The following is a 22,804-nucleotide window of genomic DNA, read 5'->3' as shown; positions in this document are numbered from 1 at the left end:
TACCGAATGGCAACAATGGAACGTTCTTTGTCGATGATGCAATTCTTAAGTCCGGAGCGAATTTCGGGTGCTCTTTTGCTGGCCGCGTTCTTTATCGCGCAGGGTCTGATTCTGTCCTGGCTTGTGCGAAAAGTTTTCCAGGCTGTGCTGCGTCATGATCAGACTGCCCGCGTCGATGAGATCACCCTCTCGTTTCTGAGCCATCTTGCGGTCCTGCTGATCTGGGTGCTGTTGGCGACATCTTACGCCCACTTGATCCCTGCCTTGAACAAGCTCGGCACCGCCTTGCTTGCCGGTGTAAGCTTGGCGTCGGTGATCGTCGGTTTTGCTGCCCAAGCCACCCTGGGAAATCTTGTTTCCGGGATCAGTCTTGTTCTCTACAAGCCGTTCCGACGTGGCGATCGCCTGCAAATACAGGCTCCGACAGGCCTCGAAGTGGGTGAGGTGGAGGATATCTCGCTCGGCTATACGTTTCTTCGAACTGACGATCAGCGGCAGATCATCATCGCCAATTCGACCATGGCGCAACAGACGATGATCAAGTTGTCGCAAGCTTCTTCAGAGAGCTCGTCTAAGACTTGAATATAAGAGAATGGAAGCGAAGCTGGCGACGAGGTGCGGCTTTACGCGCAGTCATGCTTTTCCAGGAAGGAAGGTCGCGTCCAAAGATGATGGCCGCCTGAGTTCTTGTCCTAGGACATTTTGGCCGTGCCAGTTTCGATAAATTGTCCTTCGCAGATATTGTGTATGATTTAAGCTATTGATTTATATAGATTAATATAATGGCACGTCATTTGCTTATGTAATTTTGCAAAGCATTCGATCTTAATTTCTCTGCATCGGACGCTTTAATACTTAAAGGAATTGAGGGAGCCGAAATGAGCTGGGATCGAGTTGAGAAAAATTGGAAGGCCGTCAAGAGCGCAATCGAAGCAACTTTGGGCACGCTGAATAACAATGATATCGATGTCATTAATGGCGGCAGAGAGCGGTTGAATCTCCACGGTTTTGACAAGGAGCAGGCTCGTAAGGAGGCTGAGAGATGGGCACAGGAAGCCATTGATCAACGTGTGCTGTGGGGTCGTAAGCCAGACAAGAGTGCATAACTTGGTATGGAGGATTCTAAAATGTCCAAGGATCATGACAGAGCATCGCATGGATCACAGGACGCTCGGCGTCATAAGATCGATCACCAAACGCGCGATCAATGGCTTGACAGAGATTCCGGCCTGCAGTCGGCGTGGCGTGCTTCCGGACTGTCGCGCGATGAGTTCATCCGACGCAATGAAGGTCTGATCGACAAGGTTATTGCCGATAGCCGCGATCAGAACTGATAGAGATATCGATCATAGTCCCATCGGATACGCGAGGAGATAATTTCCGCCGCATGCGACGATCCTGGCAATGCTAACTGCTGAGAGTGAACGAAGGGACGTGACCGGAATGGACGAAAAACAGGCTCAATTTTCCGCCGCGCTACTGTCAGCAATAGCAAATCCAATAAGGTTCAAGATTTTGCAGCTTCTTGTCCAAGGGGAAACTTCGGTCAGCGCCATCGCATCTCATGTAGGGTTAAGCCAATCGTCAGTGTCGCAGCACTTATCACGGTTGCGAATGCAGCAACTCGTCTCAACCCGAAGAGAAGCCCAGACGATCTATTATTCTTCTGAATCGCCAGCCGTGCGTGCTCTTCTTTCAGCGGTAAGCAACATCATCAAATGCGGGTAAGTGCCGCGGTAATGCGCGAGCATTTGGACTATGACGGCCGCTGAAACATATCTGCGGACGCCACCATGAATATAAGAGGATTTTTCAGGCAGGTTTTTGAGTATCGCGAGAATCTGACCCACTTTTTCATTTGGCGATGGTTCAATCGGACCGTTAACGCCGGCAAACCTGGCAAGTGGATGATCCCGGTGCCTGCCACCTATGTCATCGACCGGCTCGGTAAAGTGGTGCTGGCGGCAATCGATATCGATTATCGCAACCGGCTCGATCCCACCGAATTGCTCTCGGCGTTGCGGCGGCTTGGAAGTCGGGTCCAGCCCGACCATGGCAAATAACGCTCAGGGCGTTGCCGCTGTCACTGCAACGGATAGACGATCCGCTGGCTCTAATATCAAGGCCTAATCAATTCAACAACGGAGCTTTCAATTCGAGGGGGATAATTTGCCGCCGATCGGCTCGTGAGTGCCAAGTGTACGTCTTTCCAGCAGGCGAAGCCCCGCGGTGCCACGGTCGTTTGGTGATAACGCGACAGCAAGATGGGTGCTACCGCCTAATGTCGTCTAGTCGCGCCAAGCCGAACCAACGCATATCCGGAGCCACCAATCTCAACCAAAAGGTCTGATCTCATTTCCCCATCTGTGACGACCTTGATTTTCGTCCATTTGTCTATTCTGGTGTCGGGCGGGAGGGGCAATCCTTCTCGCAGCAGGAGGGTCAGCTCTGGTGCTGTCTCCGACTTATAGATACAAATCCTCATCGCACGAACCCCGACCGCAGAGATCTGTGACAGTCATATTGCAGCGCGTTATTAACTATTGCAATGCCGCGAAATCATCTTTGTAATGTGCCGAGGTATATTCCGTCCTCCTGTCCATATCCTCACGCTTCTTCCGGCGATGCCTATGAGATAACGGTAGATCAATTAGTACCACACCCGGTTAGACGCCGCGATCAACCGCCTCTTGGCTCGCGACCGGACTCACGGAAGTCTTGACAAAGGGCACTACGTCCACTGGCGCCAAGCTTCGTTGTCCCAGCCTTCATCGCGAGCTATTTTTAGTGGCCTACATCATAAAAACAGTGATTGCGTGCCGGAAATTGCGGGTTGATAGTTCGATTCCCGTCAAGAGCACTAAAGACTAACTTTCGGGCAGCCGCTTCGCCCGACATTTCATCGGTTTCATCCTTTTGGTTGCCGGCAGCGAACGGGCCAATCTCCCGTACCATGGCGAGAGTCATGGTACGGCTGTCACGGATCATCGCCTAAATGCCGAGCCCGTCCACACTCATTTAAAGCGGTGTGGCTACACTGTGAAATTGAGCGAAACACGCGCCGCATGATCGCCCCGTGCCCGCCGACCTATCGTTCGCGCCCTCAGTCGTTTTCTCCATAATGAACGGTCGAAACGGCGGGCGTGGCGGCAGGTCCTTCAGCCGCGCGATCTCGTCACGCAAAAGCTGGTTCTTGGCCTTCAGACGGGTCTTCCCTAAACGAAACTCCGTGTTCTCTAATAGGCGCCGCTATTCCCCTTCAAGCCCAAGCGCCCGAGCAATTGCAGTTGTCGGATCCCGAACGCCGTCCGCCGACAGCGGCACAGGTATCCGGTCGTGATTAAAATACGCGACACATTTCCACGCGGGTGGCTGGTCATTCAGGCCGCAGCCGATGATCGGCATCGGAAACCACGAGAGCGGAGAATACCAACCGTTGTCTATCGCGACCTGATTTCCGTTCGGAGCAGCCAGGACGATCCGATTGGCTGCTACGGTGCTGTCTCCCGCCCTTTCATCTTCGCCAAATTTGATGTTCACGATCGGCCCGGCATAGGCCTCTCGGTGGTGCGCGATACATGAATCAAAGAGGAGAGAGCGTCGTTGATATGCGTAACGATCGGATCTAGCGGAGATGCCTTGGCGGTCAGGTGTGCAGTCGGGCTTCAATCGATAGACATCAGCGAGTCCGTCTTTGCCGATGCCACCACGTATGACGGTGGGCACTCCGTAGCGCGTGAGAAGATTGGCTCCGATTTCATCACCTGAAAGATCTACATTGATCGCAACATCTTTGCGATCGAATTTGAGGCGATCGATAGGTCGCGAAGCGAATGCCGCGATTTCTCGGTCAACTTCGATGTGCTGGAAAGCCGTTTCGGTGTAATAGCCTCCGAAATAGAGCAGGGGAATGATGACCGCCCATCGCGGAATATGACCCATAATGGCTTCGAAGAGCATTGCTAGAAATCCTGCGTTAATCAGGATAACCGACCAAAAGGGAGCCATCAGAAACATGAGGAAAATGCCGGTGAATGGAATCCATTGTAATACCGCCACCACTGCTGTCGCGATGAAGCATGCCAGTGAAAGCCGCAACGGATGTTCCTCAGAAATAGTGTCTCGTTGGTCAAGATTAGCCGCAAAATTCCAAATGTTTGCAAAGGAACGCAGTTAACCGCTGCGAAAGGCTTCTGAGCGGTGAACGTGGTCAAAAGGACCGATGCTGGGCAAAAGCGGGCGTATTGTTTTATTTCGTGTAAGTTGGGTAAATTATATGTTTGCGGGCGCCGCCGCTCCTTGGCCATAAGCGTCGGCAGTGCTGAGACAGAATTGGGCTATTGGCTGCAGCCGAGCAGCTGAACCTATCTCCGCCCTCTGAACCGATCGAATGCCGTCAGACGTTGAACCGGCGGGTCGGCATCTTCCCAGCGGTAGATCTCGTTTCGCAGAAACTGAAGCTCGTCTTCCGTGGCCTCTTCGCCGATTTCGATCCACCAGGATTTCGGCCGGCCGTCGCTACCATCAGACCAGCGATATCCACGTTCCTTCAGCCGATCCTTGAGGTCGAACGGTGAGTTCTCCGCGAAGATGCGAACGCGCGAGCGCTGGCTTGCCTGATAAAGCTCGGCAAAGGGTGTCTGATTATTATCGCCCTGAGAAAGTGCCAATACCTCCAGCAGCGCAAAGCAGTCATCGACGGCCCGGTGCCCGACATGAAAATACCCACTCTGGTTGATGAGGTATCCAAGCTTGGTTCCCTCATAGCCCCTGGCATTCCAATCGATCTCGGAATTGGAACAAGCCCAGGCCTTGCGGACAAAGATCGGGGAGAAGGCTTCGCAGAACGGTCGATCGAAGCCGGCATTGTGGGCCATGACGAGATCGGCGGGCTCGATGAGCGCACGCACCGCCGGCATGTCGATCATCTGGCCATGAACCATGGCGTCGGTGATGCCGGTCAGCCGGGTGACGTCGGCCGGGATCGGAATGCTCGGTTGCCGCAGTCCGCCATAGATGCCGGTGACATCGCCGATCTCGCCGTCCTCATTGAAGGTGAAGCCGACCAGCCCGATTTCGATGATCTCATCTTTCCTCGCGTCGAGCCCTGTGGTCTCGGTGTCGAGGATGACGCCTCGGAGCGGATAGCCAGGCCTGGGAACAGCGGCAATCGGGCGAGCTTCGAGCTTTCTCAAGATCTGATAGCGCCCGGTTGCTTCCAGGATCCGCACCATTTCAGTCTCGTCGGGCGCTGCTGCGACCTGCCGAACGCGCAGGCTTGGCGCCGACGCTTTGCGGACGGACAGTGCATTCTCCGAAAACATGTCCAGCTGAGACGTCATGGCCCATCCGACGAAAACGATCAGCGCGAACTTAAATTGTTTGTTGCCCTATGAGAAGCTTCCGAGCGAGCCGGCAAGCGATACCCACGGATATTGCGAGTAAAGGGCTTATTGAAGAGGAGAAAACTTTGATTGGCTTGATTGGGTAGCGTTGCTGTATTGAAAGTCCGAAACGACACTCGCTAAAGTAGGCCGCAGGGACTGACCAATCACGTGTGAGGTAAAGCGCCACTGGCCTGCCAGCGGCTCAATACCAGCGGACCGCCTAAGGGATGACTTCGCCCTCAAAATGGGGCCATTCAAAATCACCCATCAAAAGTCTCGCTGCAAATTGACAGCGCTCTTTCGGGCATCAGCGGAATATTTGCAAAAGAGCCGGCTAGGGCGCCATTGAAGATTCCGATCAGCGATGATATATATTGCCGATATCATATATCGGAGTTTCTTATGAGAACATTGGTGGATATCGGCGACCCAGAAGTCAAAGCGCTGGATCGGCTGGCACAGCGGGAAAAAGTCTCAAGGGCAGCCCTGATCCGCAAGGCGATTGATGATTTTCTGGCAAGGAACAATACCGAAAGCGCAGCGGATGCATTCGGGCTCTGGGGTGATCGGCAAATCGATGGATTGACGTATCAGGAGAGCCTGCGCGGCGAATGGTAAAGTCTCTCTTCGACACTAACATCTTGATCGACTATCTCAATGCGGTACCGCAAGCGCGAGACGAACTGACACGATACCACGAAAAGGCAATCAGCATCATTACGTGGATGGAGGTTCTCGTAGGCGCTAGGCCAGAGGTGGCGATCGGAACGCGCGCATTCTTGGCGGGTTTCGCGGTCTTAGCTGTCGACGACGCCATCGCCGAACGAGCGGTATCTTTAAGGCGACTACATCGCATCAAGCTCCCAGATGCTATTATCTGGGCAACTGCCAATGTCCACTCGATGTTGCTGATCACCCGAAACACGAAGGATTTTCCTCGCGAAATGCCGGACATACGAGTGCCTTATAACATATAGCAGTTTTTCGGCGAGTGAGCAGGCAAGCCCCGTCAGATACCAGTGGTTCGAAACCTCTCAAGAGCGCTAAGGGCGAAATCGATGACTTCACACGATATGCCGTTACGCGAATGGCGCTAGGCGCGCCACCAGTTCCCATCACCACCATCGAGAATCATTTAACGACGCATCGCGTCCGAGAGCGTAGCCAATCGCGAAGGCGAGGGCGCCGATCGTGAGGACAATCCCGGTCGCTGTGTGCGGATGCTCAACGGCGCCCGCAACCACGGCGGTGCTTTCACGGACAACAGCGTCCCTCGCGTCCTTTGCGACTTTCCGTGCACCCGTCGGCGGTTCCACGGGTGTCCCTGTGAAGCCAGCACTGAGTTCGTCGGTCATGATGTTCCTCCTTCTTCTGTGGGAAGGAGAACCCGCACCGGCCAGGGAAGTTCCAGCGACGTGGCCGGCTGGAACAGGTAGGTTAGCGGCATCTGCAAAAATCACTCGAAGTGGCAAGACCCTCGCGGCATGGCTCCTCTTTTGTAGCGGACAAACTAGCACCGGTCGTTTGTTGCGCGGGAAGCGCTTGTTCCGCCCCATGAGATCGCATAAGTTGCAGACAGGGCGTTTGGAAGATTCGATGAGTTCGAGCGCCCATGTCGACTGTCGCTCGATTCGTTTTATGATCAGGCGCATCAGCGGCCGCGGTGGAGGGGCATGAGGCTCCTTCCGTTTGTCGAAATCGGGGCTATTTCGGAGCTTCAACAGCTACTTAGTGCTCAGCTCAGCTTGCAAACGTATCGCGCATCGCACGCAGAATGATCACGGCCGAAGCCGCACCGGGATCGATATGCCCAAGGGACCGCTCTCCCAGCCGAGCGGCCCGACCGCGAGCGGCCACCATGGAGCTTGTCGAATTAGCTCCAGCTTCGGCAGCGTCGACGATGGAATTCCACATCGTCACGACTTCGTGCGAATTCGCCTTGGCGTCGATTGCCGCCTCGGCAGCAGGGATCCAGGCGTCGAGCATGGTCTTGTCGCCGCGCTGACCTTTGCCGCGCTGCTGGATGCCGGCCCGCATCTCGTCGACGATCATTGCCTGGCAGGCGAGCGATAAGGATTCGTCCGCCTTCAATGACTGTGAAGCGCGGCGGAAAGCGGTGGCATAGAGCGGGCCGGTCGATGCGCCGACGGCATCCAGAAAGGCGGAGGCTGCTGCGGAGAAGATTTCGGAGGGTAATGCCTGCGCAAGATCGAGCTTTGCAAGCTCCGCGTTCACCGCCATGAAGCCGAGAGACATGGTGATGCCGTGATCGGCGTCGCCAATTGCGCCATCCAGCTCCGAGAGGCGATCTTTTTCGGCATTGATCGCGATCGATATGCGCTGAAACATGGTGCCCAGGCATCGGGCGGCTTCTTCCGACATCGTCTTCCTCCCGGTCCCGGCCATGTCTATTGTCGCCGGGCACGTTTTTATAACTTCATCCGACCTTAAGCGCGAAGGTGTCGCACGGATGGTAGAGCATATCAGTCAGTTCCTGATCGAGATGCAGGATGGATATGGAGGCGCCGACCATATCCAGCGACGTGCAATAATGTCCCACCCAGTTTGCCTCGATCTTGATGTCCTTCGCGCTCAGCCTCTGCTCGACGCGCCGGAACAGAATATAGAGCTCCATCAGCGGCGTTGCGCCGAAAGAATTGATGAGCACAGCCACTCGGTCGCCTGCAATCGGCTTCATTTCGGAGAATATCCGGTCCATCACCCGATCGGTAATCTCGTCGGCGCTCATCATCTTCTCGCGGGTCACGCCGCGTTCGCCGTGAATGCCCATCCCGAATTCGATATCGTCAGGCCCGATTTCGAAGTTATGGCGTCGAGTCTGCGGTAGGGAACAGGGCTCGAGCGCAACGCCCATGGTGAAGGTGCGATCATTGGCCTTGCGCGTCACTGCTTCGCAGGCATCGAGCGACAGGCCCTTGTCGCAGGCAGCGCCCGCGATCTTGAAGATGAAGAAATTGCCGGCAACGCCGCGTCGTCCCTCGCGATCCTCGATCGGAGAGGAGGAGATATCGTCTGTGGTTAGCACCGTACGAACGTCGATCTGCTGTTCCTGTGCCATCTCGGCGGCCATCTCGAAGTTCATGACGTCGCCGGCATAATTGCCATAGACGAAGAGCACGCCTTCGCCGCCAGACGAGGCTTTTGCGCATTCGAGGATGGGGGTTGGCGGAGGCGAGGAAAAGATGTTGCCGATGGCAACGGCATCGGCAAGCCCCTTGCCGACATAGCCAAGAAAGCTAGGCTCGTGCCCGGTACCGCCGCCAATCACCAGGCCGACCTTTCCCAGCCTCGGGCCGGTTCGCGCCATCAGCGCGCGGTTCGATCCCTTGATCGGCGTGATATGCGAGGCATGTGCCTTGACGATGCCTTCGAGCATCTCGTCGACGACATCGTCGGGATTGTTGAGGAATTTCTTGATACGCGTTCGATAGCTGCTGGGCAGGGCAATGCTGTTGTCGGTTTTCGGACGCTGCTGGGCTTTCTGATCGAACTCGGTGACACCATCGGCATTCAGAATGCCGCGCCCGGTGGCTGCATCGGTGATCAGCACGTTGATATAGCCGCCGCGCAAGGCGGCGAGAATTGCGGGCACCTTGTCGAAGCCGCCGGCGACGGCGATGCGTAGCCCGATGGATTTCAGCATGTCGAGGGATATGCCGATGGTGCGGTCGTCGAGCGGCCCTGCAACCGGCAGACCCTTGGTGTCGATGAAACGGCCGGCAAGAACGCCAACAGCATTCTTGGCCAGATAATCCTGCAGGGAGACGGACTCAAAGAAACCGCTGCTGTGAACCGTCGAGTTCGGCCGCAACGACGCCACGCCGAAGATAGCTTTGTTGGCTTTGGCAAGGGTAGCAAATTGATCCTCAACCAAAGGTTCGCGCAACAAGATCTGCCGAACTTCAGGAGCCGAAACGATCGCAGGGGCCGTAATATTGATCAGTCTGCCGCCTGTCACATTGGCAAAGGCACTGGCACAGAGTTCCGGCGTGTAGGCAAAGAGTGCACGGGTGCCACCGGTTGCCTGGACGATGGTAACATCCTGCAGGTTCGGCACATTGGCTTGCTCCGCGACCGCGAGAACCGTGCGGCCCCAGGCAACGGCAAGCGTATCGCCGGATTTCAGCAGGCGGGCGATGGCCTGCGCGCCGGCGGTTCCGAGGCGGTCGATAAGCGGCCGCGAACCGTCGTCGCTAGGCACCACGAGACAGTCGTGCAGGCCGAAATGGCGCTTGAGTTCTTGAGCGATGGAGAGCGAACTCAGGCGAGAGGGCTCGAGTGAGATATTGACGATGCCGCGGCTGCGGGCATCGGCGAGATAGCTGTTCACGGTCGCCCGCGAAATGCCCATAATCTCGGCGATGTCGCTTTGGGTCTTGCCATCTTCGTAATAGAGCCAGCAGGCCCAGACATAGGGGTCGTCGCCGTAGCGCAACGGCATGCTATCGGTCGCATCCGGCACGCCCGCCTTGCTTGCACTGTTCTTGCCGACCGAAGATGCCTTGCCTGTCATGATGATTCACTGTTTCCCGTTTTCGCCAGAAGATGAAAGCAATGACGCATGTTTGCAAATGCTTCTTCTTGAGGGAGGGCGGCGCGCGACCCCGTGGTGGAGCACGGGATCGCGCAGCCTTGGGAGAGCCCTGTTATTGCAGTCGTGCGCGAGCGCCGAGGGAAAGTTCCTTCAGGATGATGGCGCAGGAAGTCGCACCGGCGTCGAGAACGCCGAGCGAGCGCTCGCCCAGCCGGCTGGCGCGGCCGATCTTGGCAACGAGATTGAGGGTGGAGTCGCGGCCGGCCTCGGCTGCAGCAACCAGAGCATCGAGCGCCTCCGCAAAGGATTTGCCGGTTGCATTCGCAGCATCGAACGCCTTGATTGCCGGAACCAGCGTGTCCAAAAGCGTCTTGTCGCCGACTTTGGCGGAACCGATCGACTGGATACCTTCAAGCCCGGCATGCAGCGCCTTGCTATAGGCTGCGCTACCGATGGCCTCGATGCCGTTGAGCTTTTCGGCAATCTCGGTGAACATGACGCCGTAGAGCGGGCCCATGGAGCCGCCGATCTCGGTCATCAGCACCGTGCCCAGCGTATCGAGCGAGGTTGACAGCGACTGGTTCTTGCCCTTCAGGCGTTCCGCGGCCATTCCGAAGCCCTTGGCCATGTTGACGCCATGGTCGCCGTCGCCGATCTTGCCGTCGATCTCGCTGAGATAGGCGCGGTTCTCGACGATGCGATCGGCCATCGCCAAGACGATATCGCCCGATGTTGCATTGTTGAATGTCTGCATGCGTGCGTCTCCCTCAGAGCAGCGTCGTGCACTCGACCTCGACGTCGAGAAGCTCTTTCAGCTCCTCGTCGAGTGCCATCACGGTCAGCGTCGCGCCGACCATTTCGAGCGACGTGAAGTAGTTGCCGATATAGGTCCTGTAGATATTCAATCCCCGTTCGGAGATCTTCGTCTCGATCGTGTCGTTGAGGATGTAGAGCTCGTTGACCGGTGTCGCGCCGAGGCCTGACACGAGGACGGCCACTTGCGTTCCAGCGGCCAGATTATGATCATCGAGCACGATCTGGCACATATCCTCGGCTATCTCCGCTGCCGTCTTCAGCGGCTCGACGCGAACGCCGGGTTCGCCGTGATGGCCGATGCCGACTTCCATCGTGCCGGGTTCGATCTGGAAATTCGAATGACCGACGGCGGGCAGGGTGCAGGGACCAAGGCCGATACCGACGGAGCGGCAGTTGTCGATCGCCCTTTGCGCGGTCACGCGTACTTCCTCCAGGTTCGCACCCTTGGAAGCCTTGGCGCCGCCGATCTTCCACATGAAGATTTCGCCGGCCACCCCGCGGCGCTTCTCGCGCTCCTCCGGTGGTGCCGAGCAGACATCGTCGTTGGCGACGACGGTCGCGACTTCGATGCCGTCCTTGGCGGCAAGCTTCGTCGCCATCCTCACGTTCATGTTGTCGCCGGCATAGTTGCCGTAAAGGCAGATAACACCACGGCCACCATTGGCCTGGCGGATGGCGTCGTGGAAGCTCTTGGCCGTTGGGGACGAAAAGAGCTCGCCGACTGCGACCGCATCCAGCATATTCTTACCGGTATAGCCGATGAAGGCCGGCTCATGGCCGGAGCCACCGCCGGTGACCACGCCGACCTTGCCGGCATACGGCGCATCCTTGGCGACGACGACGCGCGGATTGTCTGCCAGACGAACGATATCCGAATGCGCCTTGATGAAGCCTTTTACAGTATCTTCAACGACTTCATCGGGATTGTTGATGAACCGCTGCATGGTCTCTCCTGTCGAAATTGTCGAGCGCTTGCACTCAAAGAATGGTGTAGCCGCCGTCGATCAGCAGATCGGCGCCGTTGATCATGTCCGCGCCGGGCGAGGAGAGGAAAACAGCCGCGGCTGCAATCTCCTGCGGGAAGGCGAAACGGCCTGTCGGGATGCGCTTCTTGGCGGCTTCGCCTTTTTCACCGGCCCAGGCCTTCTTGCCGAGTTCGGTCAGCACGATGGTCGGCGAGATGGTGTTGACGTTGATGCCGTGTTTGCCCCATTCGGCGGCAAAGGTCTTGGACATGCCGATCACGCCGAACTTGGAGGCGCAGTATGCTACATGCTCTTCGATGGCGACCGTGCCGGCCTGCGAGGCGAGATTAACGATCTTGCCACCCTTGCCGGCGGCGATCATCGCGCGACCGACAGCCTGTGTGACCAGGAACGTTCCCTTGAGGTTGATGTTGATCGTCTTGTCCCAATAGTCGAGCGGCAGATCCTCGGCGGGAGCAAGGAAGACGACACCGGCGCTGTTGACGGCGATATCGATGCCGCCGAAATGCGATACGACATCGCTGACGGCCTTGCCGACCGAGGCCGGATCGGACACGTCGCAGACGAATGCTTCAGCGCCGCCGCCGATTTCTGATGCCTTGGTCTTCGCCATGTCGACATTGATATCGAGAACCGCGACCTTCGCGCCCTTGGAGGCGAATGCAGCCGCGACCGCAGCCCCGATGCCGGAGCCGCCGCCTGTGACAAGCGCCGTCTTGCCTGAAAGCGGGAAGTTCAAATCAATGTCTGGGGATGTCTCGGTCATCTTTTTCAAGCCTCTGTTTTCGGGGTGTGGCGAGGCGATGGTTCGCCCCGCCACATTGGTCCTACTTGCGGGTTTCGAGCAGCTTGTCGACGTTCTCGGCCGTTACCGGGGTCCACGGAACATTGTAGTTCTTGTCCTTGCCGTCGTTGAACGGCATGGCCGGATACTGTTCCCAGATCTTGGATTCCGGCTTGTAGTTGCCCTTCTTGGCGGCAAAGATCGCCAGATCGAGGGCGCCCTGAGCCTGCGCGCTGGCGTCCTGCAGGATCGAGGTCATCGTACCGGCCTTGACGGCATGGAGCGCATCGGTGATGCCGTCGATACCGGCAATGGCGAAGTCTTTGACGTTCAGCTTGGCAGCCTTGATCGCTTCGATCGCGCCGAGCGCCATCTCGTCGTTCTGGCCGATGACGCCGTTGATCTGGCCGGGATGAGAGGTCAGCCAGTTTTCCATGAGGGTCTGGGCTTCAGCACGCGACCAGTTAGCGGTCTGGTCTTCCAGCACCTTCACATTCGGGCACTCGGCAAGCGCCTTCTTGTTGCCTTCGAGGCGCGAGATCTGAGCGGACTGACCGATCGGGCCTTCGAGGATGACGACATTGCCCTTGCAGCCGATCTTGTCGAGGACGCTCTTGGCCTCCATGTAGCCGGAGATCGTGTCGTCGGAACCGACATAAGCAGTCAGCAGATCGGAATTGACGCGGGTGTTCGAGCCGACGACGGGGATACCGGCGTCATGGGCGGCCTGTACGGCGGTTGCTGCGGCCTCGATATCGATCGGTACGAAGATGATCGCGTCGAACTTCTGCGTGATCATCGTGTTGACCTGCTCCTGCTGCACGAGCGCGTCATAGCGGCCGTCGAAGATGGTCAGATCGACATCGCCATTCTTGACGGCGGGGTGTTCCTTCAGCGCTGCCGACCAGATCTGCATGAATTCGGCATTCAGGCCGTAGGGAGCCGCGCCGATTTTCAGTTTCTTGTCCTGGGCGAGGACAGGTGAGGCCAGAATTGCTGTCGCTGCAGCAAGTGCAATCAATAATTTCTTCATTATAGGTCTCCTCCGTTGAAAGTCCGGCCGTCGTCTTGACGAGCCGTTGGGTTTTCCGAGTGTGGACGCTGGAATGTCTTCGGGCTCAGCCGCCCAGGTTTCTCTTTTGGTCGAGCATGACGGCGCCGACGATGAGCGCGCCCTTGAGGACCTGCTGGTAGTAGGACTGGATGCCCATGAGATCGAGGCCGTTGTTCAAGACGCCGATGATCAGCGCGCCGATCAGCGTGCCCGTGATGCGGCCGACGCCGCCGGAAAGGCTGGTGCCGCCAATGACGACGGCTGCAATCGCGTCCAACTCATAGGCGATGCCGGCCTGTGGCAGAGCAGAGCCGGTGCGCGCCGCAAGGATCATGCCTGCCAGACCGGAGAGGCCACCGGAAATGAGGTAAACGAGGAAGCGCAGCTTGCTGACGTTGATACCGGAGGTAACGGCTGCATGCGGATTGCCGCCGACAGCATAGATATAGCGGCCGAAGCGGGTGCGGTTCAGGACCCACCAGGCGATGATGAAGACGATGGCAAGCAGAACGACCGGCATTGGGATGGACAGGATGCCGCCGGTGCCGATCCAGCGGAAGTCAGGCGTGAGAGCTGGAACCGGCTTGCCGCCGCCATAGATCAGCGTCAGGCCGCGGGCGGCAGAGAGCATGCCGAGCGTTGCGACAAAAGCGGGAACGGCAAAGCGCGAGACGATAAGGCCGACCACGGCGCCACAGGCGACACCGACCAGCAGGCCGACGACGAGTGCGACATAAGGCGGGTAGGGTGCACCGATGATCCCGGCCGTCGCCGAGGTCGTCGCGAAACTGGCGCTGACGATGCCTGTGAGTGCGACCACGGAGCCGACGGAAAGATCGATGCCGCGCGTCAGGATGACGAATGTCATGCCGATTGCCAGCACCCCGTTGATCGAGGTCTGCAGCAGCACGTTGGAGATGTTGCCGGCCGTCAGGAAGTATTGGTTCGAAACGGAGAGGACAGCTGTGAGCAGAAGGAAGGCGAGAAAGATCCCGTATTCCTGAATGATCAATCGGCGCCGGTCCGAGCCGAACCAGGAATTGGACGGATTATTGTCAGTGGCGGACATTGCATATACCTCTTGTTGCCGGACGCGTTCTTTTGAGCTTCGTGCCTGCTGTGTTCAGGTCGACAGATGCACGAGCGATTGCGCGTCGGCCTCCTCCCTCTTGAGAATTCCGGCGGACCGTCCCTGGCGCATCACCAGGATGCGGTCCGACATGCCGAGAACCTCGTCTATTTCGGATGAGATCATGATCACGGTGCCGCCTTGGGCGGCGAAGTCGCAGATTATGCGATAGATCTCGCGCTTGGCGCCGACATCGACGCCGCGCGTCGGCTCATCGAGCAGCAGCACTTTCGGCTTGCGCAGAAACCATTTGCCGAGCACCACCTTTTGCTGATTGCCGCCCGAAAGGCCGGAGACCGGCATGCGGTCGCGTGCAGCCTTGATGCCGAAGCGCTGGATCATGTCCCGGCTGGCGTTGGCCTCGGCCCGGCGATCCATCGAAAAATTGGGGCTCATTTCGGGTAGGCTCGCAAGGCAGATATTGTTGCGAACGCTATCGATCAGGTTGAGGCCGGTCAGCTTGCGATCTTCGGTGACGAAGGCGATGCCATGCTGCATGGCTTCGGCCGGTTGGCGCACGGTTATGGGCTCGCCAGCAAGCTTGATCTGGCCGTTGCTGACGGCATCGATGCCGAAGATGCAGTTGAAGATCTCGGTACGGCCGGATCCCATCAGGCCGTAAATGCCGAAAATCTCCCCCTTGTGAGCGGTAAACGAGATGTCGTTGACTTTGCCCTCTGCTGTAAGCCCGGCGACTTCCAGCCCCGGCGTTACCGTCGGGACGTTGGTCTTGATGTATTCTTCGCCAAGTTCGCGGCCGACGATCAGGCGGATGAGGCCCGGCCGGTCGATATTGGCAAGCGCGCCGCTGCCGACATAGGACCCGTCGCGAAAGGCCGTGTAGGAATCGGCGATCTGGAAGATTTCGGACAGACGGTGCGAGACGTAGACAACGCCTTTGCCTTCAGCCTTCAGCCGCTCGATGGTCGCAAACAGCTGCTGCGCTTCCTTCTCGCCGATCGCGGAGGTGGGCTCGTCCATGAAGATCACTTCGGCATCGTGGCTGAGCGCCTTGGCGATCTCGACCAGCTGAACTTGCGCGACCGAGAGGTTCATCATGAATTGCGTGGCGCGGATGTTGAACTGCAGCCGGTCGAGGAGCGCCTGCGCGTTGCGGTTCATTGTCTTGAAATCGATGCCGCCAAAGCGCGCCAATGGCTCGCGGCCGAGATAGATGTTCTCCGCAACCGTCATGTGCGGGATGGGGCTGAGCTCCTGCTCGATGATGGCAATGCCGGCGGCGAGCGCTTCGGCGGGACTGGCGTAATCCACATCCTTGCCGCGGCGGCGAATGGAGCCGGCATCGCGCTTGTGAATGCCCATCAGGATCTTGAGAAAAGTCGATTTGCCGGCGCCGTTGCCGCCGCAGAGAGCGTGGACAGAACCGGGGCGCAAACGAAAGCGCCCGTCGCGCAATGCAGCGACGCCGCCAAAGGACTTTTTCAGTCCCTCTACCTCAAGCAGGAATTCCACTCTCTCCTCCGCATTCCTGATACCGGAACGAGCTTCGACGATGCAGTTGACCATCGCTCGGCATCAGTTTTGACAATATTCGAATTGCTTTCGACAAATGTCAATATGCTGGTTTTGAGATGCCTTCAGTGATGCGCATGAATGCGGCACTTCTAGTCGAGTTCGCATTTTTGAATTAAATCTAACCCACTGAAATATAATCTCGTTTTACTTTACACGAGAAATTCGGCAGGCGACCGGTGAAAGCTTCATAATAAATGCGTGTCCCTTGAAAGGCACATGACACGGTACATTAGAAATAATCAGAGGGGTCTGCTTCGATCCCTTTCAAGAGCAAGGAACCGCAAAGTTAGTCCAATAGGCGCCCCAACCAAGCAAAGTTTGAATGAGGTCTTTTCCGATCACGCGAGCAAGGGCCACGGCCGTGACCCGCATCTATCGACAGAAGCGCTAATGAATAGTTCGTGCGCCGCATTGCTCTTCGCAACGCGCGCTTATGGTTCGGATCAGACTGGAAACGAGTGCTGCGATAGATCAGGGGTCAATGGCAGAGCTACCGCTCTCGAAGTCGGGATCAAAGATATCGAGGGCCTCCAGGACAGCGTTGTTTTTGGAATAGCGCCGCTTCAGGCGCTCAAGTTCGATATCGCTTCCCTTGCAAAGTCGGATCACTTCCCTGTCTATTTGCGCCTGACGATCTTTATCGGGAGAAGCCTCGCCACGGAAATGATCGCAGTCTTCCCGGCGGCTGATGAATGCGCGGACGTCCTTGGGAAGGGAGATAGTTTCAGACAGCGATGGTGTGGTGAGGCAAAAGAGGCCAAGTAGGATGCTCGTATGAATTATGACGCGCCGAGCCTTCATTCGATATGCTCCTCGAGTTGCTGCGCGACTCACCTTGTGAGTCAGCTGTTTCGCCCTGTTGGCGGACGCTTAGCCAGCGGGACATGCATCCGGGAAGGCGGTTAAGGGCGGAAGTATGCCTCGCGGTCCAAATCGGCCAGTAGACCCGGATGAGTCGGTCGCCATCCCAGCCGTTCCTGGGTCCGCTGGCTGGAGGCCGGGTTGTCGTAGGCGGCGAACGCGGCAAGCCAACTCAGGCGACGCTTCGCCTCATCGGGCGTGAGGCTGACCGCGGGCAGGTTCAGTCGCCGTCCGATGGTTCTGTCGCAAACTTTTTTGAAAGGTCATTTGCTGCATGACGCTTGCTCCTTTTTCGTGGGAGTTTGACATGTTCAAAGGCCGCCATTTTGATCGATCCGTGATCTTGCTGTGCGTTCGCTGGTATCTTGCCTAGAATCTCAGCCTGCGTGATCTGGAAGAGATGATGGCCGAGCGCGGCGTGAGCGTCGATCATTCAACTGTACATCGTTGGGTCGTGCGCTTCTCGCTTGAGCTGCTGGACCTGTTCAACCGACGCAAGAGGAGCGTCACTGGAAAGTGGCAAATGGACGAGGCCTACATCAAGGTCCGCGGCCAATGGATGTATTTTTATCGCGCCATCGAGAGCCTTGGCGATACGGTCGAATTCTTCTTCAGCGAAAACCGTGACCTGCCGGCGGCCAAACGCTTCTTACGGAAGGCCTTGCAGCGCCATGGCAGGCCGGAACGTATCGTCATCGACGGCAGCCAGACCAATCACGAGGCCATCCGATCTTGCGATCTTGAAAACCGCCTGCGAGATTAATCGAGACGAGCACTGAAGCCAATCAAAATCCTCAAGAGCCAGTATTTCAACAACCGCATCGAACAGGATCATCGGCGCATCAAGCGCCGCGTCCGGCCCATGCTCGGCTTCAAATCAACGAAAACTGCCGAGATTATCCTCTCGGGCATCGAGATGGTTCATATGATGCGCAAACGACAGGCGACGTTTGCCTACGATCCGACACCCTCCATTGCCAGGCAGTTCGAAATCCTTGCCGCATGAGCGCCGTGTGACACTCCACCCGCCTTTGCGACCTCAGCTAGAGTTTGCGACAGAACCGTCGCGGATGCGGCCGGTATTCAGCGTGAGGAAGGGAGCTTCCGACCGAACGGCTTGAAGTATCAGAGGGCAACCAGATGGCCGGAAGAGACTGTTCGATACTCGCGCGACTTAACGAAATAATCGACGGGCCGGATCGGGCTCTTCAATTCGTCGCTCGTCGCCATGCGCTTTTCGCGTCGGCGATCGGGGTCCGGCACCGGAACAGCCGCCATCAGCTTCTTCGTGTAGTCGTGCTGCGGATTGCCGAAGACGGCCGCGCGCGGGCCGATCTCGACGATTTCGCCGAGATACATGACGGCGACGCGATGGCTGACGCGCTCGACCACGGCCATGTCGTGGGAGATGAACAGGAAGGAAAGGTTGAGGCTCTGCTGCAGGTCGAGCATTAGGTTGATGACCTGCGCCTTGATCGAGACGTCGAGCGCAGACACGCTTTCGTCGGCGACGATCACTTTCGGCTGCAGTGCCAGGGCACGGGCGATGCAAATACGCTGGCGCTGGCCGCCGGAGAATTCGTGCGGATAGCGGCTTGCCATGTCAGGCGTCAGGCCCACCTTGCGCAGCATATCGGCGACGACCTCTCTTGCCTCCCTTGCCGTTCCCATCCGGTGTTCGAGATAGGGCTCGGCGATAGCCTGCCCGACCGTAATGCGGGGATTAAGGGAGGCGAAGGGATCCTGGAAGATCATCTGCACGGATTTGCGCATCTCGCGCATGTCACGTTTGCCAAGCGAGAGCACATCGCGGCCGTCGACGATGACGGAGCCGGATTGCGGCTCGATCAGCCGCATGATGGCGCGCCCGGTGGTCGACTTGCCGCATCCGGATTCACCGACAAGCGACAATGTTTCGCCGGCAAAGAGATCGAACGAGACGTTTTCCACCGCATGTACCCGGCCTCTGAGTTTTCCAAAGAGGCCCGAATGAATGTCGAAGCGCTTGGTGAGGTTCTTCACCTGCAAAACCGGCTTTTCCTTTGCGACCGTGTCGGGCACCTCGGCAGGCGTGTCGGATTCTCCTGTTGTCGTTTTGACGACGGGGAAGCGCAGCGGCCGTTCATAGGATTGCATCGAGCCGAGTACCGGCACGGCCGACAGCAGCGCGCGGGTATAAGGATGCTGGCCGCGATGAAAGATGTCGGCCGTCGCGCCTGTCTCCACCTGCTCGCCGCGATACATGACGACCGTGCGATCGGCGATCTCCGCCACCACGCCCATGTCATGCGTGATGAACAGGACGGACGTTCCTTCTTCATCCTGCAGCATCTTGATGAGGTCGAGGATCTGGCCCTGGATCGTGACGTCGAGCGCCGTCGTCGGCTCGTCGGCGATCAGCAGCCTCGGCTTCGAGGCGAGCGCCATGGCGATCATGACGCGCTGGCGCATGCCGCCGGAAAAGCGGTGCGGATATTCATCGAAGCGCGAGGCGGCCGAGGGAATGCGGACCTTTTCGAGCAGCCGGATCGTCTCGGCCTTGGCGTCGACCGCCGAAATGTCCCTGTGGCAGAGCAAGGCCTCTGAAATCTGGTCGCCGATGGTGAAGAGCGGATTGAGTGACGTCATCGGCTCCTGGAAGATCATCGACACGTCGTTGCCGCGCACCTTCCGCATCTCATGCTCGGGAAGAGAAAGCAGGTTGCGGCCGCCGAGCATGATCTTGCCCTCGACGCGGCTCGAATCGCTCTGTAGCAACCGCATGATCGAGAGCGAGGTGACGCTCTTGCCAGAGCCGCTCTCCCCGACGATCGCCACCGTCTCGCCCGGCGCGACCGAGAAGGAAACATTGCGCACGACGGGTCTCCATGCGCCGTCCACCAGGAATGAAGTGGTGAGGTTCTCGACCGAGAGGATGGGTTCGGCGGCCTCTGCGGCCTTTGCCTGCGACGTGCTCATGGATGCTCCCTTCTTGCGATCCCTGTCACAGCTCAGTCCGGCCAGTTCAGCACGCCGTCGAAGCGATGCCGGCTGCGGTTCTCGATCGGTGTCGCGATGATCTCGTTGGAGGCGCGCGCCTTGTCGAGTTCCTCGGCAAGCCGGGTCGCGACAATGGTCTCCTGGCCAGGATGTAGGTTGCATGGATCGAGATAGAAATAGTGATGCTCCACCTCATGGTCGCGGACGATTACCGGCGGGTTGCCGCGGGCAAGCGCTGCCGCAAGATCCCAGGCGCTGATATGCGCCTCCGGCGCAGAGATGATGACCCGCATGCGGTCGAGCGGGTTGTCGGTGGGATCGGGCTCTATCAGGGCAGTGACGCCGGGGCGGCCGTCGAGAGTCCGCTTCCACAGGTTCAGATAGCTGGTCTCGCGTTCGCGGATGCCGGCATGGTCGCGCTTTTCCCAGGCTTCCAGTGCCGCCATCACGCCATAGATGCTTTCCTTGCCGACCTTCATGCCGCGGCCGATGCCCATGTTCTGCAGGAAGGCGTTGCGCACCAGCTCCTTCTTGCCGGCGACGATGCCGGAGGTGGGGCCACCGAGGAACTTATGGCCGGAATAGAGCACGATGTCGGCGCCCCGCGCCAGGAAGAGCTTGAGGTCGTACTCCGACGCCGCATCGACGATGACGGGCACGCCCTTGGCATGTGCGATCTCGACGAATTCGGAAAGATGCAGCAGGCCGTAATCGACCACATGATGGGATACGACATAGACAGCTGCCGCCGTCTTCTCGCTTATGGCGTTTTCCATGTGGAAGCGGTGTGTCGATGTTGCCTGACCGATCAGCACGACCTTGCCGCCTGCAAGGCGGATCGCCTGATCCACGGGGGCGCCATAGCTCACCACATGGCCCATCTGCACGATGACTTCGTTCTTGTCCGGTGCGGAATCGGGCAGCTTCTCTATGGCGAGCAGGTTGTTGCCGGTGATGGCGCCGGCGACGGCGAGGCTGATGCCGGAGGAGCAGGATGCCGTCACGAAGCCCGCCTCGCCACCCGTCAGCCGGGCGATGACGGCGCTGGCCTTGCGCTGAAGGTCGTTGATCTCGACGAATTGCGGCAGGATCGCCGCCATCGCCGCGATGGCTTCGGGCACGACGATCGACGCGCCGAGGCTCGTCATGGTGCCTGATACGTTGATGAGGGGCCTCAGGCCGATCTTGCTACGGATATCATCGGACATTCTATCTCTCCAAAGTGACGACTGCCGATTGCCATCGACAGTTATGCCATAGTAATGTAATAGCTTCTCGAAATCTCACGAGGAGCGTTGATTTGGACGCCAAGACCCTACCCGCCGCACGCCCTGAAGACGCCCATTCCATCAGAGAAGGGGAAACCAAAGGCGCGCGCCGTTCGCGCGTCAGCGGCATCGACCGCGCGCTGCAGGTCATTGATTATCTCTATGAAACCGGCGCGCCGGCTGGCGCCTACGCGATTGCCAAGGCGATTAAGGCACCGCTTTCGACCGTCTATGTGATCATCGACGACCTGGTCGAAAAGAACATGCTTGGCCGCAATGCCGACGGCTCCGTCTGGCTGGGGGCGCGCCTTTACCACTACGGCCTCGCCTATGCCCGGTCGCTGGATTTCATGAGTGTCGCCACCCGCGAAATGCACGATCTTTGCCGACAGGCGAGCGAGACGGTGCAAGTCTGCGGCCGCGACGGCGACAGCATGCTGGTGCTCGCGATGGCGGACGGACCGAGCCATTTTCAGGTTGCTTCTCGCGTCGGAACGCGCGTGCCGCTCAACTGGACTGCCTCGGGTCGGCTGCTGGTCGGGCATTTGCCCGAAGAGGAAAGGATCGAGCTTTTCAAGCGCTGTGCCCGCACCTCGCCGACCGGTCGGGCCGAGGTCGATGCAGGCGTGCTTTCCGACGCCGCGGGCAAAGCCTTTGACGAGCGCTTGTCCATCCAGGTGGCGGAGTCCGATTATGCGGTTGCCTGTATCGCCTCGCCGGTCGTTGACCGGGATGGTCAATGTGTCGCGACTATTTCGATCGTGCTTCCCGAACAGAAAGCCGTTTCCGACGGCCACCACTATGGCGAACAGGTGCGCGCGGCTGCCGAGCGGATCGAAAAGCTGATGGGCTGGCGCAACCACTGAATTCGTCCTCCTTCGAGCAATTCCGGCGAAAGCGCGACGCGGTTTTGCGTCCGGAATTGCGCAAAAACTAGTCGTTGAGCGATACGATCGCTTCGATTTCGACGGTGATATTGCCAGGAAGCGAGCCGAAGCCGACGGCCGAGCGGGCATGCTGACCCGCTTCGCCGAAGACTTCGACGAAGAGATCCGAGCAGCCGTTGATGACGCTTGGATGATCCTCGAAATCCGGCACGGCATTGACCATGCCGAGCAGCTTGACCACTCGCTTCACCCGGGAGAGATCGCCTAGCGCGTCATGCATCACGGCAAGAAGATTGATGCCCGTCAGCCGCGCATGCTGATAAGCCCGGTCGACGCCGACATCACCGCCGACTTTGCCGGAATGGAGATGGCCGTCTGCTTCTCGCGGCCCTTGACCCGATAGATAGAGCACGTTGCCTTCGCGGACATGGGTCACGAAATTGGCGATCGGCGATGGCGGCGGCGGCAGCTCGATGCCAAGCGCAGCCAGTCGCTGGTAAGGTGTTTGCGCTGCTGAAGCGGCCTGTGTTGGGGAGGTGTTCACGTATGCTCCTGCTATGCG

23 protein-coding genes and 1 pseudogene are annotated in these 22,804 nt (G+C 58.3%); 8 read left to right on the top strand and 16 right to left on the bottom strand.

Features of this window, described 5'->3' with window-relative positions:
* The first annotated feature begins 15 nt into the window (after positions 1–15).
* The 4 genes from ACYJRZ_RS27090 to ACYJRZ_RS27075 all read left to right on the top strand — a co-directional run bounded on the left by ACYJRZ_RS27090 (position 16) and on the right by ACYJRZ_RS27075 (position 1,728).
* Entirely contained in the window at positions 16–582 is a 567-nt protein-coding gene (locus ACYJRZ_RS27090; RefSeq protein WP_459463873.1) for a mechanosensitive ion channel family protein, read from the top strand.
* Positions 583–878: 296 nt separating this feature from the next.
* Positions 879–1,106: a CsbD family protein gene (locus ACYJRZ_RS27085; protein ID WP_459463871.1), complete on the top strand. Its 228-nt coding sequence runs from the start codon at positions 879–881 to the stop codon at positions 1,104–1,106.
* Positions 1,107–1,127: 21 nt separating this feature from the next.
* Positions 1,128–1,334 (top strand): hypothetical protein, encoded by a 207-nt coding sequence (locus ACYJRZ_RS27080; RefSeq protein ID WP_459463869.1) that lies wholly within the window; start codon positions 1,128–1,130, stop codon positions 1,332–1,334.
* A 109-nt stretch (positions 1,335–1,443) separates the two neighbouring features.
* Positions 1,444–1,728: an ArsR/SmtB family transcription factor gene (locus tag ACYJRZ_RS27075; RefSeq protein ID WP_459463867.1), complete on the top strand. Its 285-nt coding sequence runs from the start codon at positions 1,444–1,446 to the stop codon at positions 1,726–1,728.
* Here the strand turns inward: ACYJRZ_RS27075 and ACYJRZ_RS27070 are convergent.
* The 3 genes from ACYJRZ_RS27070 to ACYJRZ_RS27060 form a co-directional block, all read right to left on the bottom strand.
* Complete coding sequence (locus ACYJRZ_RS27070) at positions 1,659–2,054, bottom strand: hypothetical protein (protein ID WP_459463961.1); 396 nt, start codon at positions 2,052–2,054, stop codon at positions 1,659–1,661. The genes ACYJRZ_RS27075 and ACYJRZ_RS27070 overlap by 70 nt on opposite strands.
* Positions 2,055–3,249: 1,195 nt before the next feature.
* The gene (locus ACYJRZ_RS27065) at positions 3,250–4,098 is read right to left on the bottom strand and encodes a hypothetical protein (RefSeq protein WP_459463865.1); all 849 of its coding nucleotides are present in this window, start codon (positions 4,096–4,098) and stop codon (positions 3,250–3,252) included.
* Positions 4,099–4,364: 266 nt separating this feature from the next.
* Positions 4,365–5,342, bottom strand: a complete 978-nt coding sequence (locus ACYJRZ_RS27060) for a 3'-5' exonuclease (protein WP_459463863.1) — start codon at positions 5,340–5,342, stop codon at positions 4,365–4,367.
* A 447-nt stretch (positions 5,343–5,789) separates the two neighbouring features.
* Here ACYJRZ_RS27060 and ACYJRZ_RS27055 point away from each other — a divergent pair, with 447 nt between their 5' ends.
* Both ACYJRZ_RS27055 and ACYJRZ_RS27050 read left to right on the top strand, forming a co-directional pair.
* The gene (locus ACYJRZ_RS27055; RefSeq protein ID WP_459463861.1) at positions 5,790–6,005 is read left to right on the top strand and encodes a ribbon-helix-helix domain-containing protein; all 216 of its coding nucleotides are present in this window, start codon (positions 5,790–5,792) and stop codon (positions 6,003–6,005) included.
* Positions 5,999–6,364, top strand: a complete 366-nt coding sequence (locus ACYJRZ_RS27050) for a PIN domain-containing protein (protein ID WP_459463859.1) — start codon at positions 5,999–6,001, stop codon at positions 6,362–6,364. The genes ACYJRZ_RS27055 and ACYJRZ_RS27050 overlap by 7 nt, the downstream gene beginning before the upstream one ends.
* 138 nt (positions 6,365–6,502) lie before the next feature.
* Here the strand turns inward: ACYJRZ_RS27050 and ACYJRZ_RS27045 are convergent, their stop codons facing one another.
* The 10 genes from ACYJRZ_RS27045 to ACYJRZ_RS27000 all read right to left on the bottom strand — a co-directional run bounded on the left by ACYJRZ_RS27045 (position 6,503) and on the right by ACYJRZ_RS27000 (position 17,048).
* On the bottom strand, positions 6,503–6,742 hold the full coding sequence (locus ACYJRZ_RS27045) for a hypothetical protein (RefSeq protein WP_459463857.1): 240 nt from the start codon (positions 6,740–6,742) through the stop codon (positions 6,503–6,505).
* 385 nt (positions 6,743–7,127) lie between these two features.
* Entirely contained in the window at positions 7,128–7,769 is a 642-nt protein-coding gene (gene dhaL, locus ACYJRZ_RS27040; protein ID WP_459463855.1) for a dihydroxyacetone kinase subunit DhaL, read from the bottom strand.
* Between the two features lie 55 nt (positions 7,770–7,824).
* The gene (locus ACYJRZ_RS27035) at positions 7,825–9,921 is read right to left on the bottom strand and encodes a bifunctional sugar-binding transcriptional regulator/dihydroxyacetone kinase subunit DhaK (protein WP_459463853.1); all 2,097 of its coding nucleotides are present in this window, start codon (positions 9,919–9,921) and stop codon (positions 7,825–7,827) included.
* Between the two features lie 133 nt (positions 9,922–10,054).
* A complete protein-coding gene (dhaL, locus tag ACYJRZ_RS27030; protein WP_459463851.1) occupies positions 10,055–10,696 on the bottom strand; it encodes a dihydroxyacetone kinase subunit DhaL in 642 nt (213 codons plus the stop codon).
* Positions 10,697–10,709: 13 nt separating this feature from the next.
* Positions 10,710–11,702 (bottom strand): dihydroxyacetone kinase subunit DhaK, encoded by a 993-nt coding sequence (locus ACYJRZ_RS27025; RefSeq protein WP_459463849.1) that lies wholly within the window; start codon positions 11,700–11,702, stop codon positions 10,710–10,712.
* A gap of 34 nt (positions 11,703–11,736) precedes the next feature.
* A complete protein-coding gene (locus ACYJRZ_RS27020) occupies positions 11,737–12,510 on the bottom strand; it encodes an SDR family oxidoreductase (RefSeq protein ID WP_459463847.1) in 774 nt (257 codons plus the stop codon).
* Positions 12,511–12,571: 61 nt separating this feature from the next.
* Positions 12,572–13,561 (bottom strand): substrate-binding domain-containing protein, encoded by a 990-nt coding sequence (locus tag ACYJRZ_RS27015; protein WP_112342815.1) that lies wholly within the window; start codon positions 13,559–13,561, stop codon positions 12,572–12,574.
* A gap of 85 nt (positions 13,562–13,646) precedes the next feature.
* Positions 13,647–14,651 (bottom strand): ABC transporter permease, encoded by a 1,005-nt coding sequence (locus tag ACYJRZ_RS27010; RefSeq protein WP_459463845.1) that lies wholly within the window; start codon positions 14,649–14,651, stop codon positions 13,647–13,649.
* A 54-nt stretch (positions 14,652–14,705) separates the two neighbouring features.
* Positions 14,706–16,184 (bottom strand): sugar ABC transporter ATP-binding protein, encoded by a 1,479-nt coding sequence (locus ACYJRZ_RS27005; RefSeq protein WP_459463843.1) that lies wholly within the window; start codon positions 16,182–16,184, stop codon positions 14,706–14,708.
* A gap of 534 nt (positions 16,185–16,718) precedes the next feature.
* Positions 16,719–17,048 (bottom strand): hypothetical protein, encoded by a 330-nt coding sequence (locus ACYJRZ_RS27000; protein ID WP_459463841.1) that lies wholly within the window; start codon positions 17,046–17,048, stop codon positions 16,719–16,721.
* A 367-nt stretch (positions 17,049–17,415) separates the two neighbouring features.
* On the opposite strand from ACYJRZ_RS27000, the pseudogene ACYJRZ_RS26995 reads away from it, so the two are divergent.
* A pseudogene (locus tag ACYJRZ_RS26995) lies at positions 17,416–18,114 on the top strand (IS6 family transposase).
* 119 nt (positions 18,115–18,233) lie between these two features.
* On the opposite strand, the gene ACYJRZ_RS26990 reads toward ACYJRZ_RS26995, so the two are convergent.
* Entirely contained in the window at positions 18,234–20,066 is a 1,833-nt protein-coding gene (locus tag ACYJRZ_RS26990) for an ABC transporter ATP-binding protein (RefSeq protein ID WP_459463839.1), read from the bottom strand.
* Positions 20,067–20,098: 32 nt separating this feature from the next.
* A complete protein-coding gene (locus ACYJRZ_RS26985; protein ID WP_459463837.1) occupies positions 20,099–21,295 on the bottom strand; it encodes an aminotransferase class V-fold PLP-dependent enzyme in 1,197 nt (398 codons plus the stop codon).
* 92 nt (positions 21,296–21,387) lie between these two features.
* Here ACYJRZ_RS26985 and ACYJRZ_RS26980 point away from each other — a divergent pair, with 92 nt between their 5' ends.
* Positions 21,388–22,221 carry an IclR family transcriptional regulator gene (locus ACYJRZ_RS26980; RefSeq protein ID WP_459463835.1) on the top strand — a complete coding sequence of 278 codons (834 nt, stop codon included), beginning with the start codon at positions 21,388–21,390 and terminating at the stop codon, positions 22,219–22,221.
* A 67-nt stretch (positions 22,222–22,288) separates the two neighbouring features.
* Here the strand turns inward: ACYJRZ_RS26980 and ACYJRZ_RS26975 are convergent, their stop codons facing one another.
* Entirely contained in the window at positions 22,289–22,801 is a 513-nt protein-coding gene (locus ACYJRZ_RS26975; RefSeq protein WP_459463955.1) for a RidA family protein, read from the bottom strand.
* Positions 22,802–22,804: the final 3 nt, after the last annotated feature.

The organism is Rhizobium sp. No.120 (assembly GCF_054558365.1).
The sequence above is the reverse complement of the archived record's forward strand: the minus strand, read 5'-3'. Positions and strand labels throughout refer to the sequence as shown.

Bases quoted from the DNA above. Each gene is read 5' to 3' on its own strand.
- ACYJRZ_RS27090 (WP_459463873.1), top strand. From the start codon at position 16: ATGGAACGTTCTTTGTCGATGATGCAATTCTTAAGTCCGGAGCGAATT.
- ACYJRZ_RS27085 (WP_459463871.1), top strand. From the start codon at position 879: ATGAGCTGGGATCGAGTTGAGAAAAATTGGAAGGCCGTCAAGAGCGCA.
- ACYJRZ_RS27080 (WP_459463869.1), top strand. From the start codon at position 1,128: ATGTCCAAGGATCATGACAGAGCATCGCATGGATCACAGGACGCTCGG.
- ACYJRZ_RS27075 (WP_459463867.1), top strand. From the start codon at position 1,444: ATGGACGAAAAACAGGCTCAATTTTCCGCCGCGCTACTGTCAGCAATA.
- ACYJRZ_RS27070 (WP_459463961.1), bottom strand. From the start codon at position 2,054: ATGGTCGGGCTGGACCCGACTTCCAAGCCGCCGCAACGCCGAGAGCAA.
- ACYJRZ_RS27060 (WP_459463863.1), bottom strand. From the start codon at position 5,342: ATGACGTCTCAGCTGGACATGTTTTCGGAGAATGCACTGTCCGTCCGC.
- ACYJRZ_RS27055 (WP_459463861.1), top strand. From the start codon at position 5,790: ATGAGAACATTGGTGGATATCGGCGACCCAGAAGTCAAAGCGCTGGAT.
- ACYJRZ_RS27050 (WP_459463859.1), top strand. From the start codon at position 5,999: ATGGTAAAGTCTCTCTTCGACACTAACATCTTGATCGACTATCTCAAT.
- ACYJRZ_RS27045 (WP_459463857.1), bottom strand. From the start codon at position 6,742: ATGACCGACGAACTCAGTGCTGGCTTCACAGGGACACCCGTGGAACCG.
- dhaL (WP_459463855.1), bottom strand. From the start codon at position 7,769: ATGTCGGAAGAAGCCGCCCGATGCCTGGGCACCATGTTTCAGCGCATA.
- ACYJRZ_RS27035 (WP_459463853.1), bottom strand. From the start codon at position 9,921: ATGACAGGCAAGGCATCTTCGGTCGGCAAGAACAGTGCAAGCAAGGCG.
- dhaL (WP_459463851.1), bottom strand. From the start codon at position 10,696: ATGCAGACATTCAACAATGCAACATCGGGCGATATCGTCTTGGCGATG.
- ACYJRZ_RS27025 (WP_459463849.1), bottom strand. From the start codon at position 11,702: ATGCAGCGGTTCATCAACAATCCCGATGAAGTCGTTGAAGATACTGTA.
- ACYJRZ_RS27020 (WP_459463847.1), bottom strand. From the start codon at position 12,510: ATGACCGAGACATCCCCAGACATTGATTTGAACTTCCCGCTTTCAGGC.
- ACYJRZ_RS27015 (WP_112342815.1), bottom strand. From the start codon at position 13,561: ATGAAGAAATTATTGATTGCACTTGCTGCAGCGACAGCAATTCTGGCC.
- ACYJRZ_RS27010 (WP_459463845.1), bottom strand. From the start codon at position 14,651: ATGTCCGCCACTGACAATAATCCGTCCAATTCCTGGTTCGGCTCGGAC.
- ACYJRZ_RS27000 (WP_459463841.1), bottom strand. From the start codon at position 17,048: ATGAAGGCTCGGCGCGTCATAATTCATACGAGCATCCTACTTGGCCTC.
- ACYJRZ_RS26990 (WP_459463839.1), bottom strand. From the start codon at position 20,066: ATGAGCACGTCGCAGGCAAAGGCCGCAGAGGCCGCCGAACCCATCCTC.
- ACYJRZ_RS26985 (WP_459463837.1), bottom strand. From the start codon at position 21,295: ATGTCCGATGATATCCGTAGCAAGATCGGCCTGAGGCCCCTCATCAAC.